17 protein-coding genes are annotated in these 19,893 nt (G+C 63.9%); 13 read left to right on the plus strand and 4 right to left on the minus strand.

Annotated elements, in window-relative coordinates; translation table 11 throughout:
* Window positions 1-2: 2 nt before the first annotated feature.
* The 13 genes from murG to NGM99_RS09415 all read left to right on the plus strand — a co-directional run bounded on the left by murG (window position 3) and on the right by NGM99_RS09415 (window position 16,225).
* Window positions 3-1,124, plus strand: coding sequence for an undecaprenyldiphospho-muramoylpentapeptide beta-N-acetylglucosaminyltransferase (gene murG / locus NGM99_RS09355; protein WP_252818236.1), 1,122 nt, complete (start codon window positions 3-5; stop codon window positions 1,122-1,124).
* A complete protein-coding gene (murC, locus tag NGM99_RS09360) occupies window positions 1,121-2,530 on the plus strand; it encodes a UDP-N-acetylmuramate--L-alanine ligase (RefSeq protein WP_252818237.1) in 1,410 nt (469 codons plus the stop codon). The genes murG and murC overlap by 4 nt, the downstream gene beginning before the upstream one ends.
* Window positions 2,527-3,495, plus strand: coding sequence for a UDP-N-acetylmuramate dehydrogenase (murB, locus tag NGM99_RS09365; protein ID WP_252818239.1), 969 nt, complete (start codon window positions 2,527-2,529; stop codon window positions 3,493-3,495). The genes murC and murB overlap by 4 nt, the downstream gene beginning before the upstream one ends.
* Before the next feature lie 76 nt (window positions 3,496-3,571).
* Window positions 3,572-4,495, plus strand: coding sequence for a D-alanine--D-alanine ligase (locus NGM99_RS09370; protein WP_252818240.1), 924 nt, complete (start codon window positions 3,572-3,574; stop codon window positions 4,493-4,495).
* 35 nt (window positions 4,496-4,530) lie between these two features.
* Window positions 4,531-5,418, plus strand: coding sequence for a cell division protein FtsQ/DivIB (locus NGM99_RS09375; RefSeq protein ID WP_252818242.1), 888 nt, complete (start codon window positions 4,531-4,533; stop codon window positions 5,416-5,418).
* A complete protein-coding gene (ftsA, locus tag NGM99_RS09380; protein WP_252818244.1) occupies window positions 5,415-6,725 on the plus strand; it encodes a cell division protein FtsA in 1,311 nt (436 codons plus the stop codon). The genes NGM99_RS09375 and ftsA overlap by 4 nt, the downstream gene beginning before the upstream one ends.
* A 58-nt stretch (window positions 6,726-6,783) precedes the next feature.
* Window positions 6,784-8,418: a cell division protein FtsZ gene (gene ftsZ, locus NGM99_RS09385; RefSeq protein ID WP_252818245.1), complete on the plus strand. Its 1,635-nt coding sequence runs from the start codon at window positions 6,784-6,786 to the stop codon at window positions 8,416-8,418.
* Window positions 8,419-8,699: 281 nt separating this feature from the next.
* A complete protein-coding gene (gene lpxC, locus NGM99_RS09390) occupies window positions 8,700-9,626 on the plus strand; it encodes a UDP-3-O-acyl-N-acetylglucosamine deacetylase (protein WP_252818247.1) in 927 nt (308 codons plus the stop codon).
* Between the two features lie 227 nt (window positions 9,627-9,853).
* Entirely contained in the window at window positions 9,854-10,768 is a 915-nt protein-coding gene (locus NGM99_RS09395) for an outer membrane protein assembly factor BamD (RefSeq protein WP_252818248.1), read from the plus strand.
* A gap of 111 nt (window positions 10,769-10,879) precedes the next feature.
* Window positions 10,880-12,556, plus strand: coding sequence for a DNA repair protein RecN (gene recN / locus NGM99_RS09400; protein WP_252818250.1), 1,677 nt, complete (start codon window positions 10,880-10,882; stop codon window positions 12,554-12,556).
* A 75-nt stretch (window positions 12,557-12,631) separates the two neighbouring features.
* Window positions 12,632-15,133, plus strand: a complete 2,502-nt coding sequence (gene ligA / locus NGM99_RS09405) for an NAD-dependent DNA ligase LigA (protein WP_252818252.1) — start codon at window positions 12,632-12,634, stop codon at window positions 15,131-15,133.
* A gap of 73 nt (window positions 15,134-15,206) precedes the next feature.
* Window positions 15,207-15,932, plus strand: coding sequence for an AzlC family ABC transporter permease (locus NGM99_RS09410; RefSeq protein WP_252818255.1), 726 nt, complete (start codon window positions 15,207-15,209; stop codon window positions 15,930-15,932).
* Entirely contained in the window at window positions 15,929-16,225 is a 297-nt protein-coding gene (locus NGM99_RS09415) for an AzlD family protein (RefSeq protein WP_252818257.1), read from the plus strand. Before NGM99_RS09410 ends, NGM99_RS09415 begins: the two co-directional genes overlap by 4 nt.
* Before the next feature lie 19 nt (window positions 16,226-16,244).
* Here the strand turns inward: NGM99_RS09415 and NGM99_RS09420 are convergent, their stop codons facing one another.
* The 4 genes from NGM99_RS09420 to NGM99_RS09435 form a co-directional block, all read right to left on the minus strand.
* Window positions 16,245-18,071 carry an aminopeptidase P family protein gene (locus NGM99_RS09420; protein WP_252818259.1) on the minus strand — a complete coding sequence of 609 codons (1,827 nt, stop codon included), beginning with the start codon at window positions 18,069-18,071 and terminating at the stop codon, window positions 16,245-16,247.
* A 64-nt stretch (window positions 18,072-18,135) separates the two neighbouring features.
* On the minus strand, window positions 18,136-19,008 hold the full coding sequence (locus NGM99_RS09425; protein ID WP_252818261.1) for a 50S ribosomal protein L11 methyltransferase: 873 nt from the start codon (window positions 19,006-19,008) through the stop codon (window positions 18,136-18,138).
* Window positions 19,009-19,014: 6 nt separating this feature from the next.
* Window positions 19,015-19,611 (minus strand): SCO family protein, encoded by a 597-nt coding sequence (locus NGM99_RS09430; RefSeq protein WP_435371411.1) that lies wholly within the window; start codon window positions 19,609-19,611, stop codon window positions 19,015-19,017.
* Between the two features lie 22 nt (window positions 19,612-19,633).
* Window positions 19,634-19,864: a hypothetical protein gene (locus tag NGM99_RS09435; RefSeq protein ID WP_252818262.1), complete on the minus strand. Its 231-nt coding sequence runs from the start codon at window positions 19,862-19,864 to the stop codon at window positions 19,634-19,636.
* Window positions 19,865-19,893 lie beyond the last annotated feature (29 nt).

Here is a 19,893-nt window from a genome sequence, read left to right on the forward strand (position 1 = left end):
CGGTGGCGCGGACGATCCTTCTTTCCGCAGGCGGCACAGGCGGCCACCTGTTTCCGGCGGAAGCACTGGCTCATGAACTGAAAGCGCGCGGCTGGACGGTGCATCTGGCCACCGACGAGCGCGCCTCGCGCTTTGCAAGCGGCTTTCCGGCAGAAGCCATCCATTCGCTGCCTTCGGCGACCATCGGCGGGCGCAACCCCGTCGCGGTGGTGAAGGCGATGCTCAAGATATGGAGCGGCGTGCGCGCCTCGCGAAAGCTGTTCGCACGGCTCAAGCCGGCGGCGGTGATCGGTTTCGGCGGCTATCCTACGTTGCCGCCATTGTGGGCGGCGACGCAAGGCAACATCCCCTCCATGGTGCATGAGCAGAACGCGGTGATGGGTCGTGCCAACAAGGCGCTGGCCGCGCGCGTCAAGGCGATTGCCGGCGGGTTCCTGTCGCCGGACGGGCCATGGGCTTCGAAGATCGTCGTGACGGGCAATCCGGTGCGACCGCCTGTGATCGAGGCTGCCGGGAAAGCCTACGAGCCTTCATCGGGCGACCAGCCTTTCAACCTGCTCGTCTTCGGCGGCAGCCAAGGGGCGCAGTTCTTTTCGGATGCCCTGCCGGATGCTGTGGCGCTCCTGCCGGAAAATTTGCGCAAGCGCCTGCGGGTCACGCAGCAGGCGCGGGCCGACGCCGAGGCCGAAGTTCGCGCAGCCTATCATGCGCTCGGCGTGCCGGCCGAGGTCTCGCCCTTTTTCTCGGACATGGCCAAGCGCATGGCCGACGCGCATCTCGTGATTTCACGCTCGGGCGCCTCCACCGTTTCGGAGGTCGCGGTGATCGGGCGCCCTGCGTTGTTCGTGCCTTATCCGCATGCGCTCGATCACGATCAGGCGGCAAATGCGGCAGCACTTCAAGCGGCCGGCGGCGCGGAAGTGCACCCGCAATCGACATTGTCGGCGGAGCGCATCGCCGAGCTTCTGAGCGAGCTGATGCAGGCCCCGGAGCGGCTGGCGGCCATGGCGCAAGGCGCGCGCTCGGCGGGGCGGCCTGATGCTGCGCGGTTGCTTGCCGATCTCGCGGAGGCTATTGCGGCGGGTCGCAGCCCAACGGAATTCAAGGAAAGTAACCGCGCATGAAGATGCCTGAGACGATCGGACTGGTCCACTTCATCGGGATCGGTGGCATCGGCATGAGCGGCATCGCAGAGGTGCTGCACAATCTCGGCTATCGCGTGCAGGGCTCGGATCAGGCGGATGGTGCCAACATCCAGCGCCTGCGCGAAAAGGGCATCGAGTGCTTCGTTGGCCACAAGGCCGAGAACCTTGGTGACGCCGAGGTTGTCGTCGTTTCGACCGCGATCAAAAAGACCAATCCGGAACTCGCTGCCGCGCGCGAGAAAATCCTGCCTATCGTGCGCCGAGCGGAGATGCTGGCAGAGCTGATGCGCTTTCGCCAGGCGGTCGCTATCGGCGGCACGCACGGCAAGACGACCACGACCTCGATGGTCGCGACGCTTCTCGAGGCCGGCGGGCTTGACCCGACCGTGATCAATGGCGGCATCATCAATGCCTACGGCACCAATGCGCGCATGGGCGAGGGCGAGTGGATGGTGGTCGAGGCCGACGAGAGCGACGGCACCTTCTTGAAGCTGCCCGCCGAGATTGCGGTCGTCACGAATATCGACCCCGAGCACCTCGATCATTATGGCAATTTCGAACGCGTGCGTGAGGCGTTCCGCCAGTTCGTCGAGAACGTGCCCTTCTACGGTTTCGGCGTGATGTGTACCGACCACCCGGAGGTGCAGGCGCTGGTGGGCCGCATCGAGGATCGCCGCGTCATCACCTATGGCGAGAATGCGCAGGCCGATGTGCGCTTCGCACGTCACCGCATGGACGGCGCGACATCGCTGTTCGACGTGATCATCCGCGACCGCAAGACCGGCAGGGAAGAAACCATCGCCGACTTGCGCCTGCCCATGCCCGGCCGGCACAATGTGTCCAACGCGACCGCTGCGATTGCTGTCGCGCATGAACTCGGCATCGACGCGGAGGCGATCAAACGCGGATTGTCCGGCTTCGGCGGCGTCAAGCGCCGCTTTACACCGACCGGCAGCTGGAACGGCGTGCAAGTGTTCGACGACTACGGGCACCATCCTGTGGAGATCAAGGCGGTCCTCAAGGCCGCCCGCGATGCCACGAGCGGGCGTGTGATCGCGATTGCCCAGCCCCACCGCTACACGCGCCTGCGTGACCTGTTCGACGATTTCTCGGCCTGCTTCAACGATGCCGATACGGTGATGGTCGCGCCAGTTTATGCGGCGGGCGAGGAGCCGATCGAGGGCGTGTCTTCGGACGAGCTGGTGGGTCGCATCCGGGCCGGTGGGCATCGCGATGCCCGCTTCATCGAAGGGCCGCAGGCTATCGTACCAGTGATCCGCGAATTGGGGCGGGAGGGCGATTTCGTGATCTTCCTCGGTGCCGGCAACATCACGCAATGGGCCTATGCGCTGCCCAAGGAGCTCTCGGAAGCGAGGGCAGCATGACCACGCGCGGCCAGGAATTTCTCGCCCAGTTCGGTGATAGCCTTTCCATGCTTCGCGGGCGCGTGACGCCCGATGCGGAGATGGAAAAGGTGACGTGGTTCCGTGCCGGCGGCCGTGCCGATGCGCTGTTCCAGCCGGCCGACGAGGCCGATCTCTCGGCGTTCCTCAAGATCGTACCGCGTTCGGTGCCGATCACGGTGGTCGGCATCGGCTCGAACCTGCTTGTGCGCGACGGCGGCATTCGCGGCTTCGTGGTGCGGCTGTCCGCCAAAGGCTTCGGCACCGCGCGGGCGATCTCCGAAACACGGATCGAGGCGGGTGCGGCGACGCCGGACAAGCATGTGTCGGGCGTGGCCTACGACGCCGGCATCGGCGGGTTCCATTACTTCCACGGTATTCCCGGCGGCATCGGCGGGGCGGTGCGCATGAATGCAGGTGCCAACGGGACCGAGACGGCTGAGCGGCTGATCGAGGTTCGCGCGCTCGACCGCGATGGCGAGGTCCGGACGCTTTCGAATGCCGAAATGGGGTACTCCTACCGCCATTCCTCGGCACCCTCCGACCTGATCTTCGTGTCAGCCCTTCTCGAAGGCTACACGGAGGAGCAGAAGACCATTCGTGCCTCCATGGACGCCGTGCGCGAGCATCGCGAGTCGGTGCAGCCGGTGCGCGAGAAGACGGGTGGCTCGACCTTCAAGAACCCCGAGGGCACGTCCGCCTGGAAAGAGATCGACAAGGCCGGCTGCCGTGGGCTGATGATCGGGGCCGCGCAGATGTCGCCGATGCACTGCAACTTCATGATCAACACCGGCTCGGCATCTGCCCATGATCTGGAATTGCTGGGTGAGACCGTGCGGGCACGCGTGCTGGAGAATTCGGGCATCAAGCTCGAATGGGAGATCAAGCGCCTGGGTGAGTTCCGCCAGCACGCGCAAGTCCAGGAATTTCTGGGCCAGCTGATCTAGGACAGTCTTCCCAGATCATCCTCCCGCAAGCTTCGCTCCGTAAGCCCTTTCCATTCAGTGAATTGGAAGGGCGCGGATGAGCAAGCATGTTGCGGTGCTGATGGGGGGATTCTCGTCCGAACGCCCCGTCTCGCTCTCTTCCGGCAAGGCCTGTGCTGACACGCTCGAGGAAGCCGGCTACCGGGTCTCGCGCGTCGATGTCGAGCGGGATGTCGGTTCGGTGCTGGCCGAACTGAAGCCCGACGTCGCCTTCAACGCCCTGCATGGGCCGTTCGGCGAGGACGGCACGATCCAAGGCGTGCTCGAATATCTGCAAATTCCTTACACGCATTCCGGCGTGCTCGCCTCGGCGCTGGCGATGAACAAGGAGCAGGCGAAGAGGGTTGCCAAGGCTGTCGGTATTCCGGTGGCCGAATCCAGGGTCATGAGCCGCTTTGCCATCGGCAACAAGCACCCGATGCCCGCACCTTATGTCGTGAAGCCCGTCAGCGAGGGGTCGAGCTTCGGCATCGTCATCGTGGACGAGGGGCAGAGCCATCCGCCGCAGGTGATCGGCTCGGATGAATGGCGCTACGGCGACACTGTGATGGTCGAGCGCTACATCGCCGGTCGCGAGCTGACCTGCGCCGTGATGGGTGACGTTGTGTTGGGTGTGACCGAGATCATTCCGGTCGGATCGAAGTTCTACGACTTCGACGCAAAGTACGCCACCGGCGGCTCTAAACACGAATGTCCGGCAAATCTTAAACCGAATATTTACCAAAAAATACAAACACTCTCCCTCAAGGCTCATCAAGCAATCGGGTGTCGCGGCGTGTCCCGTTCCGACTTCCGCTACGACGACCGAAGGGGTGAAGACGGCGAGCTGATCTGGCTCGAAGTGAACACCCAGCCGGGGATGACGCCGACTTCGCTCGTGCCGGAAATCGCGCTCCATGCGGGACATTCCTTTGCCGAGCTCCTGAGTTGGATGGTGGAGGACGCGTCTTGCCTGCGTTGAGGTCGGCGCAATTTCGAAACGGACGACGGGCCGGCGTGGACGAAGGTTCGCGCCAGGGTTTCGTGCTGCCGAAGCTTCTGCGCCGCCCGGCGCGCTTCGCCGGCCGTCTCGTCAAGGGCGAGGTCAACCCGCCGCGTTATGCCAATGCCATCGCCACGTCGCTGCTGATCGGTTCGAGCCTGCTCTACGGCACGATCCAGGGCGGCCACGGTCCCGATGTGGTGAAGGCCTTGACCTCGCGGTCGGGCTTCGCCGTCGATCAGGTTCACGTCGCAGGCAACCACGAGACGTCCGAGATCGACATTCTCGACCAGCTCGAATTCGATGGCTGGACTTCGCTGGTCGGCTTCAACGTGGACAGCGCCCGCGAACGCATCGCGAGCCTGCCCTGGATCGAGAAGGCATCGGTCCGCAAGATTTACCCCTCGACGGTGGAAGTGAACGTCATCGAGCGTGAGCCTTTCGCCATCTGGCAGCACGGCACGACGCTGACAGTGGTGAAGCGCTCGGGCGAACAGATCACGGAATATACGGGCCGCGCCAAGGCCAAGCTGCCACTGATCGTGGGCGAGGGCGCCCCCGAACACGCCGCTGAGTTCGTTTCGATGGTCGCGGCCGATTTCCCCGATATCGCCAACCGCGTGCGCGGCTATGTCCGCATCGGTGATCGGCGCTGGAATCTCTATCTCGACAACAATGTCGTGGTGAAGCTGCCCGAGTATGACGCCAAGGACGCGCTCGCGAAGATTTCGCAGATGGAAAGCGAGAGCGGTGTGCTTGGTCGCGACATCCTGTCGGTCGATCTTCGGCTTGCCGACCGCGTGGTGGTTCAACTGACGCCCGAGGCGGCTGACGCGCGCCAGAAGGCCATCGAAGAAGAAGACAAGGCTGCGCGCAAGCGCAAGCGGGAGACGCGCGCATGAGCTGGCTGGCAGGCAAGAACGACGTGCCGGCGCGCCGCAAGGGCATCGTCACCGTGCTCGACGTGGGGTCGAGCAAGGTCTGCTGCATCGTGGCGCGTCTGCGGCCGGCGGACGAGGGGCAGCTGCTGCGTGGTCGCACGCACAACATTCAGGTCATCGGCATCGGTCATCAAAAGAGCCAAGGCGTGAAGTCCGGCGTGGTGGTCGATCTCGACCGTGCCGAACAGTCGATCCGTCTGGCAGTGGACGCTGCGGAGCGCACGGCCGGCCTCACGGTCGATTCGCTGTTCGCGAACGTGTCGGCGGGCCGGCTCCGGTCCGAGACGTTTCAGGCTACCGTCAAGCTCGGCGGCCACGAAGTCGATGCTTCGGACGTCGAGCGCGTCCGCGCTGCCGGCACCAAGCAGGCGCTGCGGGCCGAGCGACAGGTCGTGCATTCGCTGCCCGTCGCCTTCAGCCTCGACAGCGAGCGTGGCGTGCGTGATCCGCGCGGCATGGTGGGCGAGACGCTGGGCGTCGATATGCATGTTCTGACGGGAGATTCCGCGCCGCTGCGCAACCTTGAGCTTTCGGTCAACCGTGCGCATCTTTCGGTCGAGCGCATGGTGGCGACCCCCTATGCCAGCGGCTTGGCGGCGCTTGTCGACGATGAGCTGGAAATGGGTGCCGCTTGCATTGACATGGGCGGCGGCACGACCACGATCGCCGTCTTCTCGGAAGGTAAGTTCGTTTATGCCGATGCCCTTGCGATCGGCGGCAATCACGTGACCATGGATCTCGCGCGTGGCCTTTCGACCCGTCTCGAAGATGCCGAGCGGCTGAAGGTCATGCACGGCTCGATCCTGCCGGGCCTTTCGGACGAGCGCGACATCGTTTCCTATCTGCCGATCGGCTCGGACGAGAACGACCCGCCCGCGCAGATTCCGCGCTCGGTGATGTCGCGCATCATTCGCGCCCGCGTCGAGGAGACGCTGGAAATGCTGCGCGACCGCTTGAACAAGTCGGGCTTCTCTTCGGCCGTCGGTAAACGTGTGGTGCTGACGGGCGGTGCGAGCCAGCTTGCGGGCCTGCCGGAAGCCGCGCGCCGGATTCTCGGCCGCAATGCGCGCATCGGCCGTCCGCTGGGTGTCGCGGGCTTGCCTGAGGCGGCGAAGGGACCGGCCTTCTCGGCCGCTGTCGGATTGATGGTCTACCCACAGACCGCAAGCTTCGAGAACCGCTCGCGTGGCAAATTAACCCCCATGCGCGTGACGGGCACGGGTGGACGCATGAATCGCGTCAGCCAGTGGCTGAAAGAAAGCTTCTGAATTTCTTGAATAGTGGCCGCGGCGGCGAAGCGGCAGGAGAGGCAAAGGAAACCAACCCATGACCATCAATCTCAACAAGCCCGACATCACTGAACTGAAGCCCCGGATCACCGTGTTCGGCGTCGGCGGTGGCGGCGGCAACGCGGTCAACAATATGATCACGGCCGGTCTGCGTGGCGTTGAGTTCGTTTGCGCCAACACGGACGCGCAGGCGCTGACCATGTCCAAGGCCGAGCGCCTCATCCAGCTCGGCGCGCATGTCACCGAAGGTCTGGGTGCTGGTTCGCAGCCTGAGGTCGGTCGCGCCGCCGCTGAGGAGTGCATCGACGAGATCATGGATCACCTGTCGCACACTCACATGGCCTTCGTGACCGCCGGCATGGGCGGCGGCACGGGCACGGGTGCGGCACCCGTCGTGGCTCGCGCGGCTCGCGAAAAGGGCATCCTGACCGTGGGCGTCGTGACCAAGCCGTTCCACTTCGAAGGTCAGCGCCGCATGCGCACGGCGGATCTCGGCATCGAAGAGCTGCAGAAGTGCGTCGACACGCTGATCGTCATTCCGAACCAGAACCTGTTCCGTCTGGCCAACGACAAGACCACCTTCGCCGACGCCTTCGCGATGGCCGACCAGGTCCTCTACTCGGGCGTCGCCTGCATCACGGACCTGATGGTCAAGGAAGGCCTGATCAACCTCGACTTCGCCGACGTGCGTTCGGTGATGCGCGAGATGGGCAAGGCCATGATGGGCACCGGCGAAGCTTCGGGCGAAGGCCGCGCGATGGCTGCTGCCGAAGCCGCGATCGCTAATCCGCTGCTCGACGAAACCTCGATGAAGGGCGCCAAGGGCCTGCTCATCTCGATCACCGGCGGCCGCGACCTCACCCTCTTCGAGGTGGACGAGGCCGCGACCCGCATCCGTGAGGAAGTTGATCAGGACGCGAACATCATCCTGGGCGCGACCTTCGATGAAGAACTGGAAGGCGTGATCCGCGTGTCGGTGGTTGCCACCGGCATCGACAAAACCGCTGCCGAGATCGCAGCCGCTCCGGTCTCCGTCCGCCAGCCTCAGCCCGCCCAGAAGCCGTCCGCAGCCGCGCCGACCCCACAGCTGAAGCCCGCGCCGATGCAGGACCCGCGCGCCATGGATCCGGTAACGGAAGCGCTTCGTCAGGCCGAGATGCAGGCCGCCGAGCCGCAGGCCGACGAGTTCCGTCCGCAGAACAAGATCTTCCAGGCTCCGCCGCAGGCAGCGCCTGCCGGTCATCTGCAGCCGGTGCAGCAGGCGCCGGTTGCGCAGCAGCCGCTTCCGCCGATGCCGGCTCCGCAGCCGCGCATGCCCCGCGTGGAAGATTTCCCGCCGCAGGTTCAGGCTCAGTATGCCCAGCCCCGCCAGCCGCAGGCTCATGCCGAGCCGGCCGAAGAGCGTGGCGCGATGGGCCTGCTCAAGCGCCTGACCACCGGCCTGTCGCGTCGCGAGGAAGAGCCGGCTCGCCTGCAGCCTGCAGCGCCCCGCGAGCCCAAGCTGCGCGCACCGACGCCTGATGCCCGCCGCATGCCGAGCCAGGACCCGTCGCTCTACGCGCCGCGCCGTGGCCAGCTTGACGAGCACGGCCGCCAGCCGGTTCAGACCCGCCAGCAGGCGGAGGAAGAGCATCTGGAAATCCCGGCATTCCTGCGCCGTCAGGCCAACTGATGCCGGCTCATTGAAACGGAGTGTAACGGGCGCTTTCGAGCGCCCGTTTTCGTGGCGAGAAACACCAATCTTTACAGTCGGTTATGAAGTGATGTGGCAGGCTTGCCACCGTAACATGGAGTAACCAAGCGTGATTTGAGAAGCGGGGGGTGCCTCTCTATTTTCCCGCTCACACGAGTTTGCTGCGTTTGACCCCGGGGGACACCGGCCGACGCAGGCGTATCCGGCTCCGGGTGGTTCAGGGGGGAACCGCTCGGAGCCGGAAGAATACGGGGACTGCCTTGCATCACTTCCAGACAACCTTGAAATCCCGGGCGGTTCTCAGCGGCGTTGGCGTTCACAGCGGCAAGCCGGTTTCCGTGCAGTTCCTTCCCGCAGATGTCGATACAGGCATCATCTTCCAGCTTTCCAATGGCCGCGAGCTGCGCGCGCTGGCGTCCGAAGTCGGTGCGACGGATCTTTGCACGGTTCTGGGCGATCCGGCGAACGGGCATGTGGCCACTGTCGAGCACTTGATGGCTGCCGTGTTCGGCCTCGGCATCGACAATCTGGTGATCGAGATCGATGCGGATGAAGTGCCGATTCTCGATGGCAGCGCCGAGGGTTTCGTGGACGCTTTCGAGCAGGCCGGTCTTGAACGCCAGGAAACGAAGCGCCGTTATATCCGCGTGCTCAAGCCCGTGCGCGTCGAGAGTGGTTCGTCTTGGGCCGAGTTCCGTCCTTATGGCGGCACGCGCTTCGAGGTCGAGATCGACTTTGCGACGCCGGCCATCGGCCGCCAGCTTTTCGCCTCCGACATGGACGCGGACGTGTTCCGCAACGAGATTGCGCGCGCCCGCACCTTCGGTTTCATGAAGGATGTAGAGCGCCTGTGGGCGGCCGGCTATGCGCTCGGCTCCTCGCTCGAGAATTCCGTGGTGATCGGCGAGGACGACCGCATCATCAACATGGAAGGTCTGCGCTTCGCCGATGAATTCGTGCGTCACAAGACGCTCGACGCGATGGGCGATCTGGCCCTTGCCGGCGCACGCTTCATCGGCTGCTTCCGCTCCTATCGCGGTGGTCACCGTTTGAATGCGGTTGCCTTGCGTCAGCTGCTGTCCGACCCGACTGCTTTCGAGATCGTCGAAACCGCACGCCCGACGCGCGGCCGCGTGGCCGACATGATCGCGGTAAACGCGCCGGTCTACGCACCCTGGACCCTCTGAGACCGGCTTCGAGCAAGCTCAGCGTGATCTGATTTCCACGACGCGCGAGAACGGTTCGGACCGCTCTCGCTTCGCTGCCACAAATTTGCGACATTGCGGGGGCAAGGGCCTTTGCGTATGGGCAAGCTGCCCACGTGAAGAATGTGGGGCCGGATCGGGGGATTCGGCGCGGTCTCGGAAGACGGGACCCCAACCGAGAACAGAACCGAAGGGGCGGAATCAGTTTGATGAGCTTGCCGAATTTCTCCGGCCGTACGCGCGGCGCGACCCGCGCGCTGGCGCTTTCCACCGTCGTGATCGCCGCAGGCGCGCTTTCCGCCTGTTCGACTGCCGAAAAAGACCTCGATCTCTCAACTTACGTCGAGCAGACCGAGCCGGCCGACGTGCTCTACAATCAGGGCCTCGCCAATCTGAACTCCGGCCGCCTCAAGGAGGCATCCGCGAAGTTCGAGGCGGTCGATCGCCAGCATCCCTATTCGGAATGGTCACGCAAGGCCTTGGTGATGGGTGCCTTCGCCAATTACCGCCAAGGCAATTATGAAGACGCCGTGTCTGGCGCGAAGCGCTACCTTCAGCTCTATCCGACCTCTGAAGACGCGGCTTACGCACAGTACATCATCGGCCTGAGCTATTTCCGCCAGATCCCTGATGTGACGCAGGATCAGAAGGATTCGCGCCGCGCCATCGAGGCGATGCAGGAAGTCGTCACTCGCTGGCCGGACTCGGAATATGTGGACGACGCGCAGGAAAAGATTCGCTTCGCGCGCGATCAGCTCGCCGGTAAGGAAATGCAGGTCGGGCGCTACTATCTGGAGCGCCGCGAATATCTCGCCTCGGTGAAACGTTTCCGCACCGTGGTCGAAACCTATTCGAACACCCGTCACGTCGAAGAAGCTCTCGCGCGTCTGACCGAGGCCTATTATGCCATGGGTCTGACCAACGAAGCCCAGACGGCCGCTGCCGTGCTCGGCCAGAACTATCCGGACAGCCAGTGGTATAAGGACAGCTATACGCTGCTTCAGACCAACGGGCTCGAGCCGCGCAATGGCGGCGGTTGGCTGTCGAACCTTGGCAGCCTCGGCTTCTCGACGGACCAGAAAACATCACTCAAGCGGAACAGCCGTGATCTGAAGGGCTCGTAATCGCTCGCTTGAAAGCGATCGGGACATATCCGTTCCGCCTTCATCAGTTTGATCGCGCCAAGTGTCGCGCGGTCATTCCATCTTGAGCATGACTGATCTAAATGAGGCGTCATGCTGGCGCATCTGACGATCCGCGATATTGTTTTGATTGAGCGGCTCGAGATCGATTTCGAGCGCGGGCTTTCCGTTTTGACCGGTGAGACCGGGGCAGGCAAATCCATCCTGCTCGATGCGCTTTCGCTTGCGCTCGGCGGGCGAGGCGACGCGTCTCTGGTGCGCTCGGGGGCAACGCAGGGGCAGGTCACGGCGGTATTCGATATCGCAGGCGATCACCCTGTTCGGGTGCTTCTGGCCGAGAATGAAATCGAGGATGACGGCGACCTGATCCTGCGTCGCGTGCAGAACGCGGATGGGCGAACGCGCGTCTTCGTCAACGATCGGCCAGCCAGCGTCACGCTGATGCGCGATTTGGGCCATATGCTGGTTGAGATTCACGGTCAGCACGATGAGCGCGCGCTGGTCGATGCCTCGTCGCATCGCGAGTTGCTCGATTCGTTCGGCGGGCTCGGCGGCGATGCCCGCCGCTGTGCCGCCGCTTGGCTCGGCTGGCGCGATGCCGAAACCGAACTGTCGCGGCACCGCGCGCGTGTCGAGGCGGCCGCACGCGAAGCCGAGTATCTGCGGGCCTCCGCGTCCGAGCTTGCGAAGCTTGATCCGCAGCCCGGCGAGGAAACTGAACTGGCCGACTTGCGCGCCGGTATGATGCGTTCGGAGAAGGTGGCAACCGAGATCGCGGATGCGCGCGATGTGCTGTCCGGCTCCGATTCTCCATTGCCGCAACTGGCGAATCTCATGCGCCGTCTTGAGCGCAAGTCGGCGGAAGCGCCGGGGATGCTCGAGGAAGTCGTCAAGCTGCTCGACGAGGCGCTGATCTCGCTCGATGCAGCGCAGTCCGGCATCGAGGCTGCATTGCGGGCAACGGAGTTCGATCCGAAGGCGCTCGAGCGTGCCGAGGAACGCCTTTTCGGTCTGCGTGCCGCATCGCGGAAATATTCTGTGCCCGTGGACGATCTGGCCAATCTGCGCGCCAAGATGGAAGCTGACCTTGCCGATCTCGATGCGGGGGAGGAGCGCCTGGGTGCGTTGGCGGAAAAGGCCGTCGAGGCAAAGGCCGCTTACGATAAGGCCGCTGCGAAGCTTTCAGACGCGCGACGCAAGTCCGCGAACCAGCTTGCCAAGGCCGTGATGGCTGAACTGCCGGCGCTTAAGTTGGAGCGCGCCGAGTTCATCGTGAACATCGAAACCGATCCTGACGAGCGGCAGGAGGCCGGAATCGACTCGGTCGAGTTCTGGGTGCGCACCAATCCGGGCACACGCGCCGGTCCGATCATGAAGGTCGCATCGGGCGGAGAGCTTTCGCGCTTCCTTCTTGCGCTGAAGGTGGCGCTGGCAGATCGTGGCTCCGCGCCCACGCTGGTGTTCGATGAAATCGATTCGGGCGTGGGCGGTGCTGTCGCCGATGCCATTGGCCGTCGTCTTTCGCGTCTCGCGCGTGGTGTACAGGTGTTGTCGGTCACGCACGCGCCGCAGGTGGCCGCAAGGGCGGACACCCATTTCCTGATCTCGAAGTCCGCAAAGAATGGCAGCACCTCGACGCGTGTCGCTGTCATGGATGAAGGGCAGCGGCGTGAGGAAATTGCGCGGATGCTGGCGGGCGAGCGGATCACCGAGGAAGCACGCGCCGCGGCGGATCGGTTGCTGAGCGAGCATATGGCCGCGACAGGCTAGCTTTAACCTTTGCGTTTGAAACCACGCACTGACGCTGGATATCACTCTGTAAATCCTTGCGGGTAGAGTGTGCCCATGACGCGAATCGAAGACAAGCCGGTTGCCGATCTGAGCCAGAGCGAGGCTGCGCAGGAACTTGAGCGGCTGGCGCTCGAGATGGCCGAGCATGACCGGCGCTATTACGACGATGACGAGCCGACCGTTTCCGATGCCGAGTATGACGCGCTTCGTCGTCGCAACAGCGCGATAGAGGGACGATTTCCTGAGCTTATCCGCGAGGACTCTCCCTCGCGGCGGGTGGGTGCGGCACCATCCGGCAAGTTCGCCAAGCTGCGCCATGCCGTGCCGATGCTCTCGCTCGACAATGCGTTCACAGACGAGGACGTGGGTGACTTCGCGCGCCGCGTGAGGCGTATGCTGAAGCTGGACGAAGACGCGCCGCTGGCCATCACCGCAGAGCCCAAGATCGACGGTCTCTCGCTCAACCTGCGCTATGAAGACGGCAAGCTCGTTTCAGCCGCGACACGCGGCGATGGCGCTGTGGGCGAAGATGTGACGGCGAATGCGCTGACCATCCCTGATATTCCGCATCGCCTGCATGGCAAGCGAATCCCGGTGCTTGAGGTGCGCGGCGAAGTCTACATGACCCACGCCGATTTCCGCGCGCTCAATGCCCGACTGGCGCAAGGCACGGCAAAGGCCGAGCCGCCAGAGGAGGGTGACCACGCCGATGAACTGGAGGAAGCGGAGGAGGCTGGCGACAAGCCTGCTGCCCGGCAGTTCGCCAACCCGCGCAACGCAGCGGCCGGTTCGCTGCGCCAGAAGGACCCGAGCATCACACGCTCCCGCCCTTTGCGGTTTTTTGCCTATGCCTGGGGCGAGGCTTCGTCATTGCCGGGCAAGACGCAGACGGAAGTGGTCGAAGCTTTCGGCCGCATGGGGTTCACCACCAATCTCCAGTCGCTCGACGGACGCTCGGCGCCCTTGATGAAGCGCTGCATGACGGTCGACGAACTGGTCGCGCACTACCATGCGATCGAGGATATGCGTGCGACGCTCGGCTACGACATCGATGGTGTCGTCTACAAGGTGGACGATCTCGAACAACAGGAGCAACTCGGCTTCGTGTCGCGTTCGCCGCGCTGGGCGATCGCCCACAAATTCTCGGCCGAGAAGGCGACGACGGTGGTGGAGGCCATCGACATCAATGTCGGCCGCACGGGCAAGCTGGCGCCGCTCGCACGGTTGACACCTGTGACGGTGGGTGGCGTGGTGGTGTCGAACGCGACGCTCCACAACGAAGACTACATTGCCGGGCACGACGCCGACGGCAATCCGATCCGCGGGGGGAAGGATATCCGCATCGGCGATACCGTGGTGATCCAGCGCGCGGGCGATGTGATCCCACAGGTGCTCGACGTGGTGCTGGAAAGGCGGCCAGCGGGTTCGGTGCCCTACCAGTTTCCGGACCACTGCCCGGTCTGTGGTTCCAAAGCCGTGCGCGAGCTCAACCCCCGCACAGGCCGGCTCGATTCGGTTCGCATCTGCACGGCGGGCCTGACCTGTCCGGCGCAGGGGCGCGAGGCGATGAAGCATTTTGTGTCGCGTCACGCCTTCGACATCGTGGGATTCGGCGAGACCTACATCGAGGCGCTGTTCGACGCCGGTCTGGTCCGCCAGCCTGCCGATATCTTCAAACTGAAGTTCGAGCCGCTCCGCGAAGCCATCGAGGCGCGGCGCCAGATGCTGGCTGATGAGCGGCGCAAGGCCAATGGCGAGGAGTTGCCGAAGAAGGCTGCAAAAAAGGCCGAGACGGGAAAGCAGATCGAGAACCTGCTGGAAGCCATCGACCAGCGCCGCACCATCGCGCTCGACCGCTTCATTTTCGCGCTCGGCATTCCGGACATCGGCGAGACGACTGCGAAGGCCCTGTCGCGTCATTTCGACGATGTGCCAGCCCTGATGGCTGGCGTGGAGGCGGCGGCCAAACAACAACCGTCCGAGGCCTGGGCTGAGCTGAGTGCGCTGGAGGGTATCGGCGAAAAGAGCTTTGCCCAGCTGATCGAGGCGAATGACAAGCCGCTGCAGGGTCTCAAAGCCAATCAGCGCGTGGCACTCAAGGCCCGCTATGGCGACGAGGCCGGCGTCGCCGAGGCCGTCGCGAGGGCGCGGGAGGGGCAGCCGGGTGAGGCATTCCTTCGGCTCACGCGCGACAGCGATATCGGCACGGTAGCAACGCTTTCGCTGATCCACTTCTTTGACGAAGACCACAACCGCGAGGCCGTGCAGGCGCTTCTCGACGCAGGCGTTTCCACGGAGAATGCGCGGCCGAAAGTGTCCGGGTCCTCGCCTTTCGCCGGCAAGACCATCGTCTTCACGGGCTCCCTGGAGCGCATGTCGCGTGACGAGGCGCAGGCGATGGCCGAAGGGTTGGGTGCCAAGGTTTCGGGGTCTGTCTCCAAAAAGACCGATCTCGTTGTGGCCGGTCCAGGTGCCGGCTCGAAGCTCGACACGGCGCGTGCGCTGGGTGTCGAGGTCATCGATGAGGATGCCTGGTTCGAGCGCGTCGGAGCCTGAGCATTCTTGATGGGTGGATCAGGCGAATTCGCCTGACTTCCTGTGCGACTCTGTTATGGCGGTTGCACTCGCCATGACCATTGAAGCGCCTGTCAACAAAGCATACGCGACCGCAACCGAGGCATTCGTCGCCGGGGTGCGCGTCTGTGCGCCGATCATCATCGCCGTGCTGCCCTTCGCGCTGCTTTTCGGCGCGGTCGCAGTGCAGTCTGGCCTTTCGGTATGGCAGGCCACGATCATGAGCGCCTCGATCTATGGCGGCGCGAGCCAGCTGGTAGGATTGGAACTGTTCGGCCAACGCATCTCGCCTTGGCTGGTCGTATCCGCGATTCTCGCCGTCAACTTCCGCCACGTGCTCTACTCCGCAGCGTTCGGGCGGCTCGTGCCGCATTGGACGGCTTGGCAGAAGGCGATCGGCTTTTTCGTGCTGACCGACCCCCAATTCGCGGAAAGCGAGCGTGAGCATGACAAAGGCCGGCCGCTCAGCTTCGCGTGGTATATGGGCCTCGGCTTCGTGCTTTGGGGCTTTTGGGTTATCGGCTCTTTTGCGGGTGCGTATTTCGGGCGACTGCTGCCTGACACCCATTCCACCGGCATCGATTTCCTGCTGCCCATCTACTTTCTCGGCCTGCTGATGGCCTTTCGCAAACGGGCGATGTTCATGCCGGTTGTGGCTGCGAGCGCCGTTGCGTCCATGGCGGCCTACCACTTTGTCGGCTCGCCCTGGCATGTCTCGCTTGGCGCACTCGCAGGGGTGGTCGTCGCGGCACTTCTGCCGCCGCGAAAGGTTTCGGCATGAGCGACACCTGGCTCATCATCATTGCCGGCGCGGTGCTCACCTATCTGACGCGCGCTGGCGGTCATCTCGTTCTGTCGCGGTTCGACCGCATCCATCCGCGTGTCGAGCGGGCGCTGAATGCCGTACCGGCGGCGGTTCTGACGACGCTCGTCGCGCCCGCCACGCTCAGCGCGGGGCCGGCTGAACTGATTGCACTGTTGGTGGCCGGGCTGCTCTCGCTGCGTTTCGGCTTGCTGACGATGTTTCTCGGCGGGGTCGCTGTGCTGATCGCGCTGCGTCAGGTCATGGGCTGACGCAGCGCGAGTTAAACGCTCAGAGCGGCTGCGTCGCCTTTTCCAGCCAGCCCAGAGCTTCGCCTTCGAGTGTCTGTCCGATCTCGAACAACACGCGGGCGTGATAGGCATTGAGCCACTCGCGCTCTTCATCGGTCAGCATCTCGACGGCGATCAGGCGGCGGTCGATAGGCACGAGCGTCAGCGTTTCGAACGCGTGCATCGCGATATCACCACCGGGCACGGCTTCCGCAGGCTTCACGAGAATAAGGTTCTCGATGCGGATGCCGTAGGCGCCTTCCTTGTAGTAACCGGGCTCGTTCGACACGATCATGCCGGCGCGCAAGGGCTCCGTGCCGGTGCGCGCAATGCGCTGCGGGCCCTCATGCACGGCGAGATAGGTGCCGACGCCATGACCCGTGCCATGCGCGAAATCGAGCCCGCGCTTCCACAATGCCATGCGCGCGATCGGGTCGATATCGGAGCCGCGCGTGTTAGGCGGAAACCGCAGGGTCGAGATGCCGATCATGCCTTTCAGCACCAGCGTGAAGCGCTCGCGCATCTCGTCGGTCGGCGTGCCGATGGGCACGGTACGGGTGATATCGGTGGTGCCGTCCTGATACTGCGCGCCTGAATCGACCAGAAACAACTCGCCCTCTTGTGAAGTGCGGTTGGTGCCGTTCGACACGCGGTAATGCATGATGGCACCGTTCGGGCCTGCACCGGCGATGGTCGCGAAGGAAACATCGCGCAACGGCATCTGGGTTTCCTCGCCGGCCTCGCGACGAAATTCCTCGAGCCGGGTGACGGCTTTGATCTCGTCGAGCGTGCCGGGCTCCTGTGCGTCGAGCCAGCACAGGAAACGGATGACGGCGGTGGCATCGCGGCGGTGAGCGGCACGCATGCCAGCGATCTCGCCCGCGTTCTTGATGGCGCGTGGCAGGCGGGCCGGGTCGGGCATTGAAACGACCGTTCCCTCGGCTTCCTCGATCAGCAGGCGAAAGCGCTCGGCACCCAGAACGGGGTCGAGGCCGATGCGGGCGCCGCTCTTCGCGAGCTCCGTCAGCTTGGCTTCGAGCGCCTCCGGCTTTTCGAGGTCGGCAAGTTGGGTGAGATAAGCGCGCGGCTCGATGGAAAGCTTGGCTTCATCGATAAAGAGCGTCGAGAGGCCTTCGGCCGCGAGCACGGCAAAGGCCAAAGCGAGCGGCGTGTGGGGCACGTCATTGCCGCGGATGTTGAAGGTCCAAGCGACCGATGACGGGTCGGTCAGCACGAAGTGCGTTGCGCCCGCCTCGCGGATGGTCTGCACAAGCTGTGCCAGCTTGTCTTTGGCAGTCGTGCCGGCGAGTTCGTTCGGCTGAATGACGACCGCTGTGGATGGCAGGGCAGGGCTATCCTGCCACAGATGGCTGACGGGGTTCTGGGGCACCGGCACAAAGGAAACGCCTGCCTTTTCAGACGCCTCACGCAGGCGCTTTACTTCACCCACTGTGTGCAGCCAGGGGTCGAAACCGATGCGAGCGCCCTTGCCGAGGTTATGCGCGATCCAGGCGGATGGTGGGTTGTCGATCAGGCTGTCGATGGCGAAGACGTTGAGATCGACCTGGTGTTTGGCCTGAAGCGTATAGCGACCGTCGACGAACAGGATTGCGCGGTCGCGCAGGATCAGCGCGGCGCCAGCAGAACCCGAAAAGCCGGTGAGCCATTGAAGCCGTTCCGAATGCGGGGCGACATACTCGCCCTGATGCTCGTCGGAGCGGGGCACCAGAAATCCGTCGAGGCCCTCTGCTGCCAGCCATTCCCGCAGTGCGGCAACGCGCGCAGCGCCCAAGGTTGGATCGCTCTCGTTGTCGAAGGTCTGGAACATGGCTTGGCTCCCGGCGAATGCTTGCAAGTCAGAGCACATGCGCCAGCGAGCTGCGCAAATCAACTCAGCGCTTGAGGTGGATCGTCACCCAACCTTCGCGCCATAGTGTGCGAACGTGGCGGAAGCGCTGGCCGACAAAGGCCGCGATCACGGCCGCGCGCTGACGTTCGAGAATGCCCGACAGGATCACCGAGCCGCCAGGCGCGACATGCGTCGCGAAATCGGGTGCGAGCCTCATCAGAGGGCGGGCAAGGATGTTGGCGATGATAAGATCGAAAGGCGCGCCGCGTTCGACAGCCGTGTGCTCGAAGCCAACGGCCGTCACGGCGTGGACGAAGCTCGCGACGCCGTTCAGCTCGGCATTCTCGGCGGCAACGCCGGTGGCGATGGGGTCGATGTCGGTGGCGAGCACAGGAATATGGCTAAGGCGGGCGAGCGCAATGGCGAGCACGGCACTCCCCGTGCCGAGATCGAGTGCATTGCGTGGGCGTTCTGCCTGCGCCACGCGATGAAGCATTTCGAGGCAGCCGGCCGTGGTGCCGTGATGGCCGGTGCCGAAGGCGAGACCCGCTTCGATTTCGATGGCGATGTCGCCCGCGCGACGCTTGTCGCGGTCATGTGCGCCATGAACGAGAAACCGTCCAGCGCGTACCGGTTTCAAGCCTTCGAGTGAGCGTGTGACCCAATCGATGTCAGGCAACTGCTCGTGCTCGACTTCCGCCTCGAGACCTTGTTCGCTCAGCACGACCTCTATCGTCGCGCGCGTCGGCTCCCACTCATCCTCGACATAGACCGAAAGCTCGATCAGGGGGCCGTCTTCTTCGACCTCGCGATAGGAGAGGGGCAGGCCCTCGTCTTCGAATGCGAAATCAAGCGCGTCATAGGCGCGCTTGGCGGTTTCCTTTGGGAGGATGATGGTCAGGCGGTGGGCACCCATAGGAGATCAGCTTTCGCTCGCCAGACGCTTGAGCTTGGCGAGCGCCGCCTTGCGGTCTTCCTGATAAGCGATAGTGCCCTCGAAATCGCCACTCGGGCCGATCAGGAGAACGGATGCCGTGTGGTCCATGGTGTAGTCCCCGCCTTCGAGAGGCACCTTTTTGGAATAAATGCCGAAGCTCTTTGCCATGGCAGCAATATCTTCGGGCTTGCCCGTGATCCCGGTGATGCGGTCGGACACGTTGCTCACATAGTTGTCCATCACTTCCGGCGTATCGCGTTCGGGGTCGACCGATACGAAATAGGCGCGGATGTTCTTGCCCTCGTCACCCAGTTCCTTCAGCCATCCATCCATTTCGAACAGCGTTGTCGGGCAGACTTCGGGGCAGTGCGTAAAGCCGAAGAACACTGCGCTTGGATGGCCGCGGAGCGCGGCTTCGGTGATCGGCCGGTTCTTCTGGTCCAGCAGAGTGAACGGTGCGCCGTAAGTCTTGGCGCTCGCGGTGGAGGACAGGTCGCCGCCGGTGAAATAGGTGTAGCCCCAAACGCCGAACACCACGCCCATCAGCGCGAAGATGCCCACAAGGACGATGCGCATGATCATGGGAAACAACCTCACTGGACGTTCAGAAGCACCAAGCCGCGACCGCTTCTTCCAGCGCATGCAGCATCACCGGGCCTTGCACAAGCCACAGCGCAAAGCCGATTCCACCAGTGATGCCGAGGGCCAGAGCCATCAGCCCGAGCTGGGCAAGCGTCGCACGATTCTGTGTGGCACTTCGCATGAGAGGCAAATAGCGCTTTCGGCACGCGGTGATAAGGGCCGGGCCCTTGTTGCAATGCCGCAGGTGTCCCATTTGCTGGGCCGTCAATTGAATTGCAAGGA

This window comes from Mesorhizobium liriopis (genome assembly GCF_024053505.1).
Lineage (GTDB): Bacteria > Pseudomonadota > Alphaproteobacteria > Rhizobiales > Rhizobiaceae > Mesorhizobium_B > Mesorhizobium_B liriopis.